The sequence below is a fragment of the Arthrobacter sp. NPDC080031 genome (genome assembly GCF_040702485.1).
Classification (GTDB): Bacteria; Actinomycetota; Actinomycetes; order Actinomycetales; family Micrococcaceae; genus Arthrobacter.
This window is the reverse complement of sequence record NZ_JBFBLA010000001.1, coordinates 206,515-220,855: the sequence shown is the minus strand read 5'-3', so window position 1 is coordinate 220,855 and position 14,341 is coordinate 206,515. Positions and strand designations below refer to the sequence as shown.

General features: G+C 61.8%; 16 protein-coding genes, 1 pseudogene and 1 riboswitch. Of the genes and pseudogenes, 16 read left to right on the top strand and 1 reads right to left on the bottom strand.

Annotation, left to right across the window (positions count from 1 at the left end; translation table 11 throughout):
- Position 1: 1 nt before the first annotated feature.
- Positions 2 to 1,831, bottom strand: coding sequence for a phosphomethylpyrimidine synthase ThiC (gene thiC / locus AB0323_RS01015; RefSeq protein ID WP_366175734.1), 1,830 nt, complete (start codon positions 1,829 to 1,831; stop codon positions 2 to 4).
- Positions 1,827 to 1,934: riboswitch (TPP riboswitch) on the bottom strand. It overlaps the preceding gene by 5 nt.
- A gap of 93 nt (positions 1,935 to 2,027) precedes the next feature.
- Between thiC and AB0323_RS01010 the strand changes: the two genes are divergently transcribed.
- The 16 genes and pseudogenes from AB0323_RS01010 (at position 2,028) to AB0323_RS00935 (ending at position 14,291) form a co-directional block, all read left to right on the top strand.
- Positions 2,028 to 3,122: an amidohydrolase family protein gene (locus tag AB0323_RS01010; protein WP_366175733.1), complete on the top strand. Its 1,095-nt coding sequence runs from the start codon at positions 2,028 to 2,030 to the stop codon at positions 3,120 to 3,122.
- Positions 3,123 to 3,200: 78 nt separating this feature from the next.
- A complete protein-coding gene (locus AB0323_RS01005; protein ID WP_366175732.1) occupies positions 3,201 to 4,073 on the top strand; it encodes a VOC family protein in 873 nt (290 codons plus the stop codon).
- Positions 4,074 to 4,149: 76 nt separating this feature from the next.
- Entirely contained in the window at positions 4,150 to 4,593 is a 444-nt protein-coding gene (locus AB0323_RS01000; RefSeq protein WP_364537969.1) for a hypothetical protein, read from the top strand.
- Positions 4,594 to 4,788: 195 nt separating this feature from the next.
- Positions 4,789 to 5,211 carry a 30S ribosomal protein S16 gene (gene rpsP, locus AB0323_RS00995; RefSeq protein ID WP_234752296.1) on the top strand — a complete coding sequence of 141 codons (423 nt, stop codon included), beginning with the start codon at positions 4,789 to 4,791 and terminating at the stop codon, positions 5,209 to 5,211.
- Position 5,212: 1 nt separating this feature from the next.
- Positions 5,213 to 5,455 (top strand): RNA-binding protein, encoded by a 243-nt coding sequence (locus AB0323_RS00990; RefSeq protein ID WP_028267532.1) that lies wholly within the window; start codon positions 5,213 to 5,215, stop codon positions 5,453 to 5,455.
- A gap of 126 nt (positions 5,456 to 5,581) precedes the next feature.
- Positions 5,582 to 6,145, top strand: coding sequence for a ribosome maturation factor RimM (rimM, locus tag AB0323_RS00985; RefSeq protein WP_366175731.1), 564 nt, complete (start codon positions 5,582 to 5,584; stop codon positions 6,143 to 6,145).
- A 1-nt stretch (position 6,146) separates the two neighbouring features.
- The gene (gene trmD / locus AB0323_RS00980; protein WP_366175730.1) at positions 6,147 to 6,977 is read left to right on the top strand and encodes a tRNA (guanosine(37)-N1)-methyltransferase TrmD; all 831 of its coding nucleotides are present in this window, start codon (positions 6,147 to 6,149) and stop codon (positions 6,975 to 6,977) included.
- Positions 6,978 to 7,264: 287 nt separating this feature from the next.
- Positions 7,265 to 7,624 carry a 50S ribosomal protein L19 gene (gene rplS, locus AB0323_RS00975; RefSeq protein WP_284984571.1) on the top strand — a complete coding sequence of 120 codons (360 nt, stop codon included), beginning with the start codon at positions 7,265 to 7,267 and terminating at the stop codon, positions 7,622 to 7,624.
- Positions 7,625 to 7,702: 78 nt separating this feature from the next.
- Positions 7,703 to 8,380: a signal peptidase I gene (gene lepB / locus AB0323_RS00970; RefSeq protein WP_366175729.1), complete on the top strand. Its 678-nt coding sequence runs from the start codon at positions 7,703 to 7,705 to the stop codon at positions 8,378 to 8,380.
- Positions 8,381 to 9,328, top strand: coding sequence for a signal peptidase I (gene lepB / locus AB0323_RS00965; RefSeq protein WP_366175728.1), 948 nt, complete (start codon positions 8,381 to 8,383; stop codon positions 9,326 to 9,328).
- Entirely contained in the window at positions 9,325 to 10,065 is a 741-nt protein-coding gene (locus AB0323_RS00960; RefSeq protein WP_364537958.1) for a ribonuclease HII, read from the top strand. Before lepB (AB0323_RS00965) ends, AB0323_RS00960 begins: the two co-directional genes overlap by 4 nt.
- Positions 10,066 to 10,143: 78 nt before the next feature.
- Positions 10,144 to 10,488 (top strand): DUF2469 domain-containing protein, encoded by a 345-nt coding sequence (locus AB0323_RS00955; protein ID WP_059387678.1) that lies wholly within the window; start codon positions 10,144 to 10,146, stop codon positions 10,486 to 10,488.
- A 132-nt stretch (positions 10,489 to 10,620) separates the two neighbouring features.
- Entirely contained in the window at positions 10,621 to 10,977 is a 357-nt protein-coding gene (locus AB0323_RS00950) for a YraN family protein (RefSeq protein ID WP_366175727.1), read from the top strand.
- Positions 10,978 to 11,661 (top strand): annotated as a pseudogene (locus AB0323_RS00945) (magnesium chelatase domain-containing protein); the annotation flags it as partial. It abuts the gene before it with no gap.
- Positions 11,662 to 11,807: 146 nt separating this feature from the next.
- The gene (locus tag AB0323_RS00940; RefSeq protein WP_366175726.1) at positions 11,808 to 13,340 is read left to right on the top strand and encodes a hypothetical protein; all 1,533 of its coding nucleotides are present in this window, start codon (positions 11,808 to 11,810) and stop codon (positions 13,338 to 13,340) included.
- Positions 13,341 to 13,430: 90 nt separating this feature from the next.
- The gene (locus AB0323_RS00935) at positions 13,431 to 14,291 is read left to right on the top strand and encodes a PIN domain-containing protein (protein WP_366175868.1); all 861 of its coding nucleotides are present in this window, start codon (positions 13,431 to 13,433) and stop codon (positions 14,289 to 14,291) included.
- Positions 14,292 to 14,341 lie beyond the last annotated feature (50 nt).

Here is a 14,341-nt window from a genome sequence, read left to right as displayed (position 1 = left end):
ATCAGCTCAGGCTTCCTGACCTCGTTCCGGGCTTTCCTGCGGGAACCTCGAGCTCGGGCAAGTAGACCTTGCCGCCCGATGCCAGGAACTCCTCGCTCTTTTCGCGCATCCCGCTGTACATTTGCGCAATGGCCGCCTGGGAATCCGCGGAGCCGTATTCGTCGCGTATGTCCTGGCTGATGCGCATGGAGCAGAATTTCGGTCCGCACATGGAACAGAAATGCGCCGTTTTGGCCGGTTCTGCCGGGAGCGTCTCATCGTGGAACGATTCCGCGGTAACCGGATCCAATGACAGCGCGAACTGGTCACGCCAGCGGAACTCGAAGCGGGCCTTGGACAGGGCATCGTCGCGTTCGTGGGCGCCGGGGTGTCCTTTGGCAAGGTCAGCGGCGTGGGCGGCGATTTTGTACGTGATTACGCCGGTCTTGACGTCGTCCTTGTTCGGCAGGCCCAGGTGTTCCTTCGGGGTGACGTAGCAGAGCATCGCGGTTCCGTAGCGTGCGATCTCCGTGGCGCCAATGGCGGAGGTGATGTGGTCGTAGCCCGGAGCAATGTCGGTCACGAGCGGGCCGAGCGTGTAGAACGGAGCGCCGTCGCACAGCTCCTGCTGGCGCTCGACGTTCTCGCGGACGAGGTGGAACGGGATGTGCCCGGGGCCCTCGACCATGACCTGCACGTCGTACTTCCACGCCCGCTTCGTGAGTTCCGCGAGCGTGTCGAGCTCGGCGAACTGCGCGGCGTCGTTGGCGTCCGCCGTCGCTCCCGGGCGCAAGCCGTCGCCGAGGGAGAACGCGACGTCGTACTTGGCGAAGATTTCGCAGAGTTCGTCGAAGTGGGTGTACAGGAAGTTTTCTTCGTGGTGCGCCAGGCACCAGCCCGCCATGATGGAGCCGCCGCGGGAAACAATGCCCGTCACGCGGTTGGCGGTGAGCGGCACATAGCGAAGCAACACGCCGGCGTGGATGGTCATGTAGTCCACGCCCTGTTCGCACTGTTCAATGACGGTGTCGCGGAAGATCTCCCAGTTGAGCTTGTTGGCTTCACCGTTGACCTTCTCGAGGGCCTGGTAAATGGGCACGGTGCCGATCGGCACAGGGGAGTTGCGGATGATCCATTCGCGGGTGGTGTGGATGTCGTCACCCGTGGACAGGTCCATCACGGTGTCCGCGCCCCATTGCGTGGCCCACTGCAGCTTGTCCACTTCTTCGGCGATGGAGCTGGTGACGGCGGAGTTGCCGATGTTGGCGTTGATCTTCACGAGGAAGGCCTTGCCAATGATCATCGGTTCGGATTCGGGGTGGTTGATGTTGTTGGGAATGATGGCCCGGCCGGCGGCCACTTCGCTGCGGACCAGTTCAACATCGCAGTTCTCGCGAAGTGCCACGAACTGCATTTCGGGCGTCACGATCCCCTGCTTGGCATAGTGCATCTGTGTCACGGTCTTGCCGTCGACGGCGCGGCGGGGCACCGGCTGTGCGCCCTTCCACTCAGCGGAGGCGGCGCCGCGGCGCACGGCCGACTTGCCGTCGTCGAGCAGGTTCCGTTCGCGGCCGCTGTATGCCTCGGTGTCGCCGCGGGCCTCGATCCACTCGCTGCGGAATGGCTCGAGGCCAACCACCGGATCACTTCCCGGCCCTGCGGTGCGGTACACCTGGAAAGGCGCGTTGGCCTGGCCGTTGGGGGATGGTTCCAGGGCGATTTCCGTGACGGGGACCCGGATTCCCGTCTTCGTGTCTTCCAGGAACGCGAGGGAATGCGACTTGAGGGATTGGGTCACCTCTTGCGCCGATCCGATTTGGGTAGGGCTCAGCTGTGTTTCTTTGGTGCTCAAAGGATTACTCACTTCCTTCGCCGGCATTACCCGGACAGGTTCAACGGTCGCAGGCTGCGTCAGCCCGATCTCAGCCCTTGCAAGGGCCCCCGTGTGGTCGTAGACGAAGCTACCACAGCTGTTGGTAACCGGGAGAGATGTGACCGAGGACGAATGTGACCGGGCCGGGATCGGCGTCGGCGTTTAAGGTGGAATCATGGCGGAAATCATCGAGTTCAGCGGCGCTGTCCTCACGGGACCGAAAGAAGAACGGCGCGGCCTCTGGTCGGTCGACGGACGGTTGACCTTTTTGCCGCCCGCTGCGGCGCCCGACGTCGTCCTGGACGGATGGGTGATGCCAGGCCTGGTGGATGCGCATTGCCATGTTGGCTTGGGCAAGGGCGGAGCGGTGGACGATGAGACCGCCCGGTTGCAGGCGGCGGCCGACCGGAACGCCGGCACGCTCTTGATCCGCGACGCCGGATCCGCAAGCGACACGCGCTGGCTGCAGCGCCGGACGGACATGCCCAGGATCATCCGCGCAGGCAGGCACATTGCCAGGCAACGCCGGTACATCCCCGGACTGGCCGAAGAAGTCGAGCCGGAGGACCTGGTGGAGGCGGTGCGCAAGCAGGCGCGGTCCGGAGACGGCTGGGTCAAGATCGTAGGGGACTGGATCGACCGTTCCGCCGGGGATCTCGGCCCGTCCTTTCCGGCCGCCATCGTCAAGGACGCGATCGCGGCAGCACATGCCGAGGGAGCCAGGGTGACCGCCCATTGTTTCGCTGAACGGACCATCGACGACATGCTCGACGCCGGCATCGACTGCATCGAGCATGCCACCGGCCTGTTGCCGCATCACATTCCCAGGCTCCTGGACCAAGGTGTGCCGATCGTCCCCACCCTCATCAACATTGCGACCTTTCCGGACATTGCGAAGCAGGCGGAAGCGAAGTTCCCGCGTTACGCCGCCCACATGACCAGGCTGTGGGAACGCAGGCATGAACGCGTCGGCGAGGCATTCGACGCCGGAGTTCGGGTGTATGCCGGAACCGACGCCGGAAGCGTCATCAAGCACGGCCGGATCGGCGAGGAAATCCTGGAGCTGCACCGTGCAGGCCTTCCGGCTGCCGCTGCCCTCGATGCCGCCTGCTGGTCCGCCCGCGAGTGGCTGGGTGCCGACGGCATCAGCGAAGGCGCCAGTGCCGACGTCGTGCTCTACCCAGAGGATCCCCGGGCGTCCCTTGAGGTGGTGCTGAATCCGCGATGCACCGTGCTGAGGGGGCATATTTCAGGAAGTGCCGGGCATTAGGAATAAATTGAAGCTTCAAGTAATTTAGATGTATAGAGGTTGCCGAAGGGCGGCGCCACAATAAGCCGGGAGTTTCACATGACCATCACATCCAGCCAGGATCTCCTTCCTGCCGAACTCACCATGGGTACCGTCATGCTCAAGGTGGGGGACATGAAGCTCATGGGCGACTACTACCAGCGGGCACTGGGGCTGGACGTCGTCGCGGAACAGGATGGCGGACTCTACTTCGGCAGGCTCGGCAAGCCGTTGGTGCACCTCGCGCCGGCCTCCGGGCTCCAGATCCCGGGTCGCGGGGAGGCTGGGCTCTTCCACACAGCCTTGCTCTTCGAAGACCAATCCTCGCTCGCCGCAACTGTTGCCTCCGCCGCGCAGTACGAACCCCGCGCCTTTGTCGGCAGTGCGGACCACTTGGTCAGCGAGGCCTTCTACTTCACCGACCCCGAGGGCAACGGCATCGAGCTCTACTACGACAAGCCCCGCGAAGGTTGGGAGTGGAACGGCAGTTCGGTCGTCATGGACAGCCTGCCGCTCCCGCCCCAGTGCTACCTCCAGCAATACCTGAGCGAAGCGGCGGTGACGGGCCAGCATGAGGCCGGCGCCGGCGTCGGGCATGTCCACCTCCAGGTGGGCGATGTGCAGACGGCCCATGACTTCTATGTCGACACCCTGGGCTTCGAACAGACCGCAGGGTGGCACGGGCAGGCCTTGTTCGTCTCCGCAGGCGGCTACCACCACCACATGGCCATGAATGTCTGGAACAGCCGCGGCGCAGGTCCCCGCAAGGACACCCTCGGTCTCGGCGAGGTGGTCATCGAGGTGCCCTCAGGAGACGACGTTGGCGCGCTCGCCGACCGCCTCAAGGTTGCCGGCATCGGCTCTCACCACACCGGCCAGGAGTTGCGCTTCGAGGACCCGTGGCGCAACCGGCTGCGGGTCGCCGTCCGCTAGGCTGGAGTTTGCGGCGTGGCGCATTTCGGCCGCCGCGCCGCAGCTCCGATGCCACGAATGAATGAGAGTACTTTCCATGGGCTTTGCTGAAATCTTTGTTGCCACCCACGATGAAGCACTCAAGAGGGCCGCTGCCCTGGAGAAGGGCAGTGACGTATCCGGCGCCGCTGTTCGGATCCCGGGGATCAGCGATTTCGAAGTAGAACAACTCGGCGACCTCGCCGGCACGGCCGTGCACGCCGCCGGGGCCGACTATGAGCTCGCTTTGGTGGACGTCACCAGCGACGCCCTGCTGGGCGTCCCCGAAGCCATGGTGCGCGCCCTGTCCGAGCTTCTCAGCTACGAGACCGAGGGCGAAGGAAGCATCCTCGACGACGTCGCCGAACGCTGGGCGGCCCAAGAGGATATGCCCTTTGATGCCCAACAGTCCCGCCTGTATGTCCAGCAGCTGGCGGCGCTCGCAAGCGACGTCGAAAAGGCCGAGCGGGCCGGCCTCTATGTCTGGTCCGCAGACCAGTGACCACACAGTAAACCCGCCGCACGGGCCGCGCGTTCGAAATACTGTCCGCCATCTGGCACAATAGACAGGTACTCGATCCGCGCGGCCCCTCTCTCCGTGTGTGCATCTTGTCCTTGGAACCCTCAAGTATGGCCCGCCCCACGGGTGCAGAACGACGGGCTCAACCCCGTTTCAGAAACAGGAGTGACCACAAAAGTGGCCGTAAAGATTCGCCTTAAGCGCTTCGGTAAGATGCGCGCACCGTACTACCGCATCGTTGTCATGGACTCCCGCGCCAAGCGCGATGGCCGTGCGATTGAAGAAATCGGCAAGTACCACCCCACCGAAGAGCCCTCGTACATCGAGGTTGCCTCCGAGCGTGCACAGTACTGGCTTTCCGTCGGCGCCCAGCCGACCGAGCAGGTTGCCGCGATCCTCAAGATCACCGGTGACTGGCAGAAGTTCAAGGGTCTCCCGGGCCAGGAAGGCACGCTGAAGACCAAGGTCGCCAAGCCTGCTTTCGTTGCACCGGAGAAGGGTTCCGTCATCATCCCGGAAGCCATCACCAAGAAGGCCAAGCAGTCGGAAGCAACTGAAGCTCCCGCTGACGCTGAAGCAGAGACCACCGAGGCTGAGTAAGTTGCTGGCAGAAGCGCTCGAGCACTTGGTCCGTGGGATCGTTGACAGCCCTGAGGACGTCAAGGTCAGTGCCAAGAACAACCGCCGCGGGGAATCCCTCGAGGTGCGCGTTCACCAGGACGACCTCGGACGGGTGATCGGTCGCCAGGGTCGCACCGCACGCGCTTTGCGCACTGTGATTGCGGCATTGGCGGGCGGCGAGCAGGTCAGGGTCGACGTCGTCGACACCGACCGTCGCCGGTAACGCGCTCAGCAATACTTGTCTTAGATCCGGCCCCTTCACCAGATTATGGTGGAGGGGCCGGATTGTTTTACGAGCAAACCCCAGCCTGGTCCTAAGCCGGCCCAGCCAAGAAATCAGAGGAACCCCATGCAGCTCCAGGTTGCCCGAATCGGCAAGCCCCACGGAATCCGCGGCGAAGTCACTGTCCAGGTGCTCACCGACGCCCCCGGCGATCGCTTTGTCCCGGGCACCGAATTCGTGGTGGAGCCGGCGAAGGCCGGTCCCTTGACCATCGCCAGCGCCCGGTGGAACAAGGACATCCTGTTGCTCGGTTTCGAAGAGATCTCAACGCGCAACCAAGCCGAGGAGATCCGCGGCGCGAAGCTGTTCATCGAGACGGAAGAGCTGGAAGAGGACGACGACGAAGGCTGGTACGAGCATGAGCTCGTCGGGCTTGAGGTCCGTGTCGGCTCGCAGACCGTTGGGAAGGTGACCGCACTCAACACCATGCCGGTCCAGGACCTGCTGGTCATTGAAGACGCGGACGGCAAGGAAATCCTGGTGCCTTTCGTCGAAGAGATCGTGCCCGAAGTCAACGTCGAGGACGGCTATGTGCTGCTCACCCCTCCGCCGGGCCTCTTCGAACTGAACACCGACGCTTCGGCTTCCGATACGGAAGAAGACGACGCCGAGACACAGGATGACGCCTAAAATGCGCATCGACGTCGTCAGTATCTTTCCCGAGTACCTGGCGCCGCTCGAGCTTTCCCTCATCGGCAAGGCCCGTCAGGACGGCCTTGTGGAGCTGAATGTCCATGACTTGAGGACGTTCACCACGGACAAGCACCGCACGGTGGACGACACTCCGTACGGTGGCGGTGCGGGCATGGTCATGAAGCCGGAGCCCTGGGCCCAGGCCTTGGAATCCATCGCCAATGCACGGGTTGGCGGAACTGAGGGCTCATCGGACGGACCGACGACGAAGCCGGTCCTGATTGTCCCGTCGCCCGCGGGGGAGCGCTTCAACCAGGCCCTTGCCTATGAGCTCGCCGAGGAAGAGCAGCTCGTTTTCGCCTGCGGCCGCTATGAAGGCATCGACGAGCGCGTCATGGAGTGGGCTGCAGGACACTTCACGGTCCGCCCGGTCAGTTTGGGCGACTACGTCCTCAACGGCGGTGAGGTTGCAGTCCTGGCCATGGTCGAAGCCATCGGACGGTTGCTTCCGGGCGTCGTCGGCAATCCCGAATCGTTGGTGGAGGAATCCCATTCGGACGGCTTGCTGGAGTACCCGGTCTACACGAAGCCCTCGTCATGGCGCGATCGTGACGTGCCCGCTGTCCTTTTGAGCGGCAACCACGGCAAAATCGCCCAGTGGCGGCGGCACGAACAGTTCCGCCGCACGGCGGAACGCCGCCCGGACTTGCTCGAAGAATTCGACGCCGGCCACCTGACGCGTGCGGACCGGACGGCTTTCGGTGAACTCGGGTACGACGTCGTCGACGGCCGCTTGCGGCGCCGCCCGGACAGCGGCCTCCCGGACTGAACCTGCGCCGTCGGGCAGCTTCATCCTCCACCTGACCGCAAGAACCGGCCCGCATTCCCGGGATTGGCCGGAACTGGCGGGGTATGGCAGAATTAACCCTTGTGTCTACTGGGTTCGCGCCTGCCACAGGGGGAGCGTAGCCAACAGCCTGACAATCCGGAACCACCAATCAGTGGTGGTACTGGAGAAGAAAATCTTCGGCGGTAATTTCCGGACGGCCTTGCGCCCCGGGCTTGCCCGTCGTGACCCAAAGTGGATGACCTGTGGCGTTCACCAGGAGTGGATTAATGCATATCCTCGATAGCGTAGATGCAGCTTCGCTGCGTAACGATGTTCCCGAGTTCCGCGCGGGTGACACCATCAAGGTTCACGTGAACATCATCGAAGGCAAGAACTCACGTGTCCAGGTCTTCCAGGGCTTCGTCCTCGGCCGCCAGGGCGACGGCGTTCGTGAAACCTTCACGGTCCGCAAGGTCTCCTTCGGTGTCGGCGTAGAGCGTACCTTCCCGGTGCACTCCCCGATCATCGACAAGATCGAGGTCGTCACCAAGGGTGATGTCCGCCGCGCCAAGCTCTACTACATGCGCGCACTGCGCGGCAAGGCTGCGAAGATCAAGGAAAAGCGCGACTTCGCCACCGGCAAGTAGGTCTTTCGACCAACAGCGGGTCCTGGATTCGTGTCCGGCCTGCGCCGGAGAAATCCGCAACGCAACAAGAAACGAATCATGGACCACGCAAAACGCCAGCCCCGGAAACAGGGCTGGCGTTTTGTTTTGCTCGCATTTGTCCTTGCTGTGGCTATCAGCGGGCTCGTTCGGTCGTTGTGGCTAGACGTCTACTTCATCCCCTCCGAGTCAATGGAGCCGATCCTGGGCACCGGAGACCGCATCCTCGTGTCCCGGACCGATTTCGCCGCAGAGCCTATTCGCCGTGGAGACATCGTGGTCTTCGACGGGAGGGGAACCTTTGCTCCGCTGAACAGCGGCAAAGGACCGTTTGCCGACGCCGTGGCCGCCACAGGCCATTGGCTGGGGCTGACGGGAAGCGACACCACGTACGTCAAACGTGTCATCGGGCTTCCCGGAGACCACGTCGCTTGTTGTGGCACCGACGGCAAACTCACAGTAAACGGCCAGCCGCTTGGGGAACCCTATCTGTATCCGGGCGACACGCCGAGCGAACAGAAGTTCGACGTCGTCGTTCCCAGTGACCGATTGTGGCTCATGGGGGACCACCGTTCACGATCGGCCGATTCGCGCAGCCTTCTGGGCGCGCCCGGCGGAGGAATGGTGCCGCTCGAGCGTGTCATAGGGCGTCCGGTCCGGATTATCTGGCCGCTTGATAGATTTGCAGAACTACCTCGCCCCGCGCAGGCCGGTACAACCTCGAAGAACGGACAATAGATGCCCGAGACAACTCCCGGGAAGCCGGAACGGCACGACGACGACGCCCGGCTCCTGGACGGACCGTCCGCTCATGCCATGGATCTTGCGGGGGACGACGCCGATCGGGCTCCGGAGAGCGAGACCGGCTCGACTACGCCCCAGCCTGGGGAGCATGAGTCTCCGCGCCGCGCCGCACGGCGGGGTTCGCGGGCGGAATCGGGCGAAAGCGACCGCTCCGAAACTGCCGGCAAAACCCACGGCAGTCCGTTCCTCGGCTGGCTCAGGGAAATCGGCACCGTGGTGGCCATCGCGATCGTCTTGTCGTTCCTTATCAAGACCTTCCTGTTCCGTGCCTTCTTCATTCCCTCTGAGTCCATGGTCAACACCCTTGACGTTGATGACCGGATCTTCGTCAATCTGCTGGTCCCGCAACCGTTCGCACTGGAGCGCGGCGACATCGTGGTCTTCAAGGACACACAAGGTTGGCTTCCGCCCACGCAGAAGGCGACGCCCGGGCCCTTCAAATGGTTCCAGGACGGTCTTGTCTTCGTCGGGCTGCTCCCGGACGAGACCAATCAGCACCTCGTCAAGCGCGTGATCGGCCTGCCGGGGGACAGGGTCTCCTGTTGCGACAGTTCCGCGCGGGTCAGCGTCAACGGCACGGTTCTCAACGAGAGCTACATCAATCCTGCCCAGATTCCCATGGCCAAGTCTTTCGATGTAGTGGTCCCGGCGGGCAAAATTTGGGTTATGGGCGATAACCGCAATAACTCAGCCGACTCCCGCGAACACCAATCAGTCAATGGTGGTTTCATCGACATCTCCGATGTCGAGGGCAAGGCCACGGTTATTGCCTGGCCCATCAACCGTTGGCAGATCCTCGACAACCACTCCGAGGTCTTCCGTAACGTTCCCGCGCCGTCGCCCCAGAACACGGCTTCACCCACGGCTCCAGCGGGTAAATGATGGCTCCGGCGGGGACAGGAGCGGCAATTCCGGTTCGAACGCAGCGAAAACCTGCGGCGGGGGCGAAGCATGCTCTTGATTTTCCGACCCTGGATGTCGAACGGAGTTTCCTGTCTCCGGGGGTTACGCTCCTCGCCGGCGTCGATGAAGTGGGCCGCGGAGCCCTCGCCGGGCCCGTGTCAGTGGGGATCGCCGTCGTCGACCTCAGGGACCACGGCCTGCTCGCCGACGTCCGCGATAGCAAGCTTCTCAAGCCCGAGGACCGCGAGCGGTTGGCCCCGCTGGTACGCGCGTGGGCGGTCGGCTCCGCGGTGGGCCACGCGAGTTCTGTGGAGATTGATGCGTTGGGAATAGTGGGCGCCCTGCGCCTCGCCGGAACACGCGCGTGGTTCGAGCTTCTCGCCTCGGGCGTGCATCCGGACCTCGTCCTGCTGGATGGGAGCCACAATTGGCTCTCGCCCCAGAGCCAAGGGTCATTGTTCGATACAGAGCCGACCGGGCCCGCCTGTGAGGCGCCGGTGCACACCCGGGTGAAGGCGGACCTGAGCTGCCTCAGCGTGGCGGCCGCCAGCGTGCTGGCCAAGGTGGCCAGGGACCGGATCATGCTTGATCTGCACGAAGAATATCCGCCCTTCGGCTGGAACGAGAACAAGGGTTACGCCACGTCCTTCCACCGCGATGCCATCCGTTCATTGGGTCCCACGCCATACCACCGGACCAGCTGGAACCTGCTCTAGCCTCCGCTTTTCCTTCTCCTGGATGCCGCCTGCCCGATCGTGGCGTCGCGTGCGCCCTCTATGGTGCAAGATGGATCTATGAGTGCCGAGGATCTTGAGAACTACGAAACCGACATGGAGCTGCAGCTCTACCGCGAATACCGCGACGTCGTTGGTTTGTTCAGCTACGTTGTCGAGACCGAACGCCGGTTCTATCTGGCAAACCACGTTGACCTCCAGGCCCGGAGTGCCGATGGCGAGGTCTACTTCGACCTGACGCTCCAGGATGCCTGGGTTTGGGACGTCTACCGCTCGGCCCGATTCGTGAAGAATGTCCGGGTCATTACGTTCAAGGACGTCAACGTTGAAGAACTGCCGCGCAGTGAAGAGCTTTCCCTGCCAAAGGACGGCGATCTAGGCGATCTCGGCAACCTGGGCAACTAAGAGCAAGCCCGCTGGCTAAGCAAGCCCGCCGACTACTCCTCCACACCGTCTGATAGACGGAGTTTCCCACATAGCCAAACTGCCCCCTGTCTTTGGTATTTCCGCGCCTCCAGGCTGGAAGCGGAGGTGGTCATGAAAGCCAAAGACTTGTTGGGCCGGCACGGTGAAACGTTGGCCGTAACTTTCCTTGAAACCCAAGGAATGCGGATTGTGGACCGCAACTGGAGATGCTCCGAGGGCGAGATCGACATCGTGGCGCTCGACGGCGACACCTTGGTGATCGCCGAGGTCAAGACCCGGAAGAACCTGGCTTATGGGCATCCTTTCGAAGCGGTTGACGCAACCAAACTCGCCCGGCTCCATCGCCTGGCCCTTTCCTGGTGCCGTGATCACGAACTGCGTGCCCCGCGCCGCCGGGTGGATGTCGTGGGAGTCATCGACGACGGCGGGGGCGAGCCAAAGCTCGAACACCTCAGGGGCGTGGGCTAGATGGGTGTGGGTCGAAGCTATTCCGTGGCGCTGCTGGGCCTGAACGGATACATCGTGGAGGTCGAAGCAGACATCGGCCAAACCCTCCCCAATTTCGTGATCCTGGGGCTGCCGGACGCTTCCCTGAACGAAGCCAAGGAACGCATTCGTTCCGCGGCGCAGAATTCGGGCATCCCCCTGAGTCGCCGAAAGATCACCGCAAACCTGATTCCGGCCTCACTGCCGAAGCGTGGCTCGGGGTTCGACCTCGCGATCACCATGGCAGTATTGCGCGCCGCCGGAGATATCCGCTCTACCGAAGACACGGTCTTCATCTCCGAGTTGGGACTGGATGGCAGGTTGAGGCCGGTTCGCGGCATCTTGCCCGCGGTCATGGCAGCGGTCCAGGCCGGCCACGACGAGATTGTGGTGGCCCAGGCAAACGTCGCCGAGGCAGAGTTGGTTCCCGGTGCAGTGGTTCGTGGCTACAAGACCCTGGCTCGCCTTGCCTTTGATTTCGGGGCCGATCCGCAGGACCTGGCCCTGGATTATGACCCGGCCGACGGTGACGTTGCGGGAGACGGTGACGTCGGTGCCGTGCTCGCTCCGGACCTTTGCGATGTCTCGGGGCAGGGCGATGCCCGCCGCGCCTTGGAGGTTGCGGCAGCGGGGGCACATCACGTGCTGCTTTGTGGTCCGCCGGGTCCCTGTCCTTAACCATAGATATGACGTTGCGCTCGTATATCAGGATTATCTGGTGTTGGCACTGTCGCCGTGGACGTTCTGGACCGAGTGATCAGTGGCAGTGTCAATGGGAACCCGGGCACCAACTAGCCCGTTAGGATCGGACCATGATCATCACCAGCAGCACATTGGGATATCCCTATCAACAAGATCGGAAATCTCCTAGCTGGGAAGACTTCAAGGGCCAAATCCGCAGGGTTGATCGCGATAGTCTCCTGATTCAATGCGCCGCGGCCAGTGCAGCGATTACTCCCAATGACGACCGCGACAATTCCCTGAGTCGGCGAGGGCTCAACCCTTGGAATATTGCCGATGTTGCGCGCACGTCACTTGCATGGGGATCGTTCCAACGACCACAAGCTGACAACAAAGTCCTTCTACGCCTTTGCAATATGAACGTGCACCTGCCAGACGAGGAACTTCACTCAAATCCCGATCGGACTGATGCTTTCGCGAAGACCCTCACGCGGATGTACTTCGAGCAGTTCCCCGGCCAACGGGACATATTCCCAGCACTCTCAAGAACCATCCTCCTCTTTGGCTCAATGAGCGAACATCCAAGCGGCTTTACGCCGGAAAAGATGACGCCAGGTTGGTTCGAGGAGGTCGCGAACGGCCTGACGCTTGACGACTACGTCGGATCAGTGTTCGTCATATCCGTTGGCGCCCACTCCAACAACGGCGCGTTCAGTCTTGAGTGGCTAAACGGCGAAGCATTTCGGGGACTGGACGAGGTGCTCTCGTTTAGCGCGCTGAGGCAGACGTTTACTGAACAGCTCGTCACCTCCGTAGCCGAGTTCAAGCGGGTAAACCGTCAATTTCAAGACCATGCGGCCCCGGCTCAGAAGAAGTTCGCGTTCAACCCTCTTGCCAATCGACCATTCATCGAGGGAATTACTGATGAGCCGATCGCGCCTTGGTGCCAGGCGATCATTGCCAAGGCCCTTCCGCCGGCCATCTACTTTCTCGGTGTCCAAGCGTTCGGCGACGGTTTTGCTCGAGATCTCGGTCATGTGTTTCAACATTATGTAGGCCGTCATCTGGAACTCATCAGCGGTGATTACTCGTACAAGCCTGAGGTTCCGTATCTGTTCAAGAAGAACCGCATCGATTCTTGTGATTGGTTCCTCGACCTCCCCGGGCTGCTCGTGCTTATTGAGTGCAAGGCAAGACAGCCCATTGAGGCTCTTAGGGTCGGCATGGACAGCTGGCTCGATTCAGTGAGCGGCTCAATCGGCAAAGGGATTGACCAGCTGAACCGGTCGCATCGAGATATAGAAGCTATCGCAGCCGTCAACCCGGAAATCGACCCGACGAAACCACGCGTAGGGCTGGTCATAACCTTGGAACCTTTCTATATGGACCAAAACTGGCCGATGCGCGCGCAGCTCCCGGATGCGGATTTCCCCATAGGGGTACTATCCATCGAAGACTTGGAGTCGCTTGTCACGCTCTCGGCCGATGAACTGGCCGATCTACTGACGAAATCAGCTCACGATTCCGTTGACGGAGTATTGCCGATGACGCCGACCCCGAAGGCGGCGGCCGGACGGGAGAACCCGCTTCTGTCGTCTACCTGGGATTCAATCGGACTGTTCAACCGCATCGATGACGAGCAGAACCCCAAGGCAGCTTCATAGGTACACTCCGTAGCTTTCGCGCCGGTGTTGTCCAGAAATCCCTGCAATGCAATGGCGAATCAGGTCAGCTCGTAGCCGTTAGTCTTGATCATGATTTCGATGCGACCCGGTGTTTATGCCCAAGCAGCTGTAGACGCCCTGAATGAGGCAGCTCGTGCTGCCAGTGATGTTGTTGGCCGCGGCGGCTATGCGATAGACCTGTTCAATGGTTATCTGTCGTGGGCCAACGATCATGCAAGGATCCTGGGGTCAATCCTTCGACATGATCACCTGGACAAGTTGATAACGACAAAGCGGTATTGGACTCTGCAGGGTCTGGACCCGGCCGCCTACGGCATGGCGCTTGGGAACTTTGTACGTCTTGAGTTACAGGAACGTCAGTCGGCACTGTCCACTGCAGCCAAGGCTATTGCTTCGGATCTGGCGATCTGGAATGGCTTAGGCGGCGAAAAGCTTCATGCGGCTGTGCTGGATACAAACGTTCTCCTTCGCCACCACGATGAACTTCATTCGTTTGACTGGCATGGGCACCTGGACCTTGACCCACATGTTCCGGTGGGACTTGCCGTGCCGATTGTTGTCGTAAACGAACTTGATAAGAACAAACTGAACCATCGCAAGATGCGTGTTCGGGACGAGGGCGTCGAAGTCAGTTCACTGGCTCGCCAAGCGCTCCGCTCTTTGGACTCTTTGTTCGAAGGTGGCCAGGAACGAGTGAAGCTAGCCCGCGTGCAACCAGGGGAGAAGGATGCGATCGCTGACACGTGGGCGCTATTGCTCATTGATGACTATGATCACGTTCCCTTGGCCCGGCCGGACGCAGAGATCATCGATCGAGCTCTCAGCTTGAGTGCATTTGTGCCCCATGTCTCGGTCATTACGTATGACCGAGGACTATTCTTTGAAGCACGACGCAGCCAGCTGCATGCGGTCCGCCTTGATGAGAGCTAAGTGGACGTAGGGACCGGTGCGACGAACGTCCCTTTGAGGTAGGGCTGAAT

What these genes read in the sequence shown, in the direction of transcription:
- AB0323_RS01010 (WP_366175733.1), top strand. Translation starts at nt 2,028, where the DNA reads ATGGCGGAAATCATCGAGTTCAGCGGCGCTGTCCTCACGGGACCGAAA.
- AB0323_RS01005 (WP_366175732.1), top strand. Translation starts at nt 3,201, where the DNA reads ATGACCATCACATCCAGCCAGGATCTCCTTCCTGCCGAACTCACCATG.
- AB0323_RS01000 (WP_364537969.1), top strand. Translation starts at nt 4,150, where the DNA reads ATGGGCTTTGCTGAAATCTTTGTTGCCACCCACGATGAAGCACTCAAG.
- rimM (WP_366175731.1), top strand. Translation starts at nt 5,582, where the DNA reads ATGCAGCTCCAGGTTGCCCGAATCGGCAAGCCCCACGGAATCCGCGGC.
- trmD (WP_366175730.1), top strand. Translation starts at nt 6,147, where the DNA reads ATGCGCATCGACGTCGTCAGTATCTTTCCCGAGTACCTGGCGCCGCTC.
- rplS (WP_284984571.1), top strand. Translation starts at nt 7,265, where the DNA reads ATGCATATCCTCGATAGCGTAGATGCAGCTTCGCTGCGTAACGATGTT.
- lepB (WP_366175729.1), top strand. Translation starts at nt 7,703, where the DNA reads ATGGACCACGCAAAACGCCAGCCCCGGAAACAGGGCTGGCGTTTTGTT.
- lepB (WP_366175728.1), top strand. Translation starts at nt 8,381, where the DNA reads ATGCCCGAGACAACTCCCGGGAAGCCGGAACGGCACGACGACGACGCC.
- AB0323_RS00960 (WP_364537958.1), top strand. Translation starts at nt 9,325, where the DNA reads ATGATGGCTCCGGCGGGGACAGGAGCGGCAATTCCGGTTCGAACGCAG.
- AB0323_RS00955 (WP_059387678.1), top strand. Translation starts at nt 10,144, where the DNA reads ATGAGTGCCGAGGATCTTGAGAACTACGAAACCGACATGGAGCTGCAG.
- AB0323_RS00950 (WP_366175727.1), top strand. Translation starts at nt 10,621, where the DNA reads ATGAAAGCCAAAGACTTGTTGGGCCGGCACGGTGAAACGTTGGCCGTA.
- AB0323_RS00940 (WP_366175726.1), top strand. Translation starts at nt 11,808, where the DNA reads ATGATCATCACCAGCAGCACATTGGGATATCCCTATCAACAAGATCGG.
- AB0323_RS00935 (WP_366175868.1), top strand. Translation starts at nt 13,431, where the DNA reads ATGATTTCGATGCGACCCGGTGTTTATGCCCAAGCAGCTGTAGACGCC.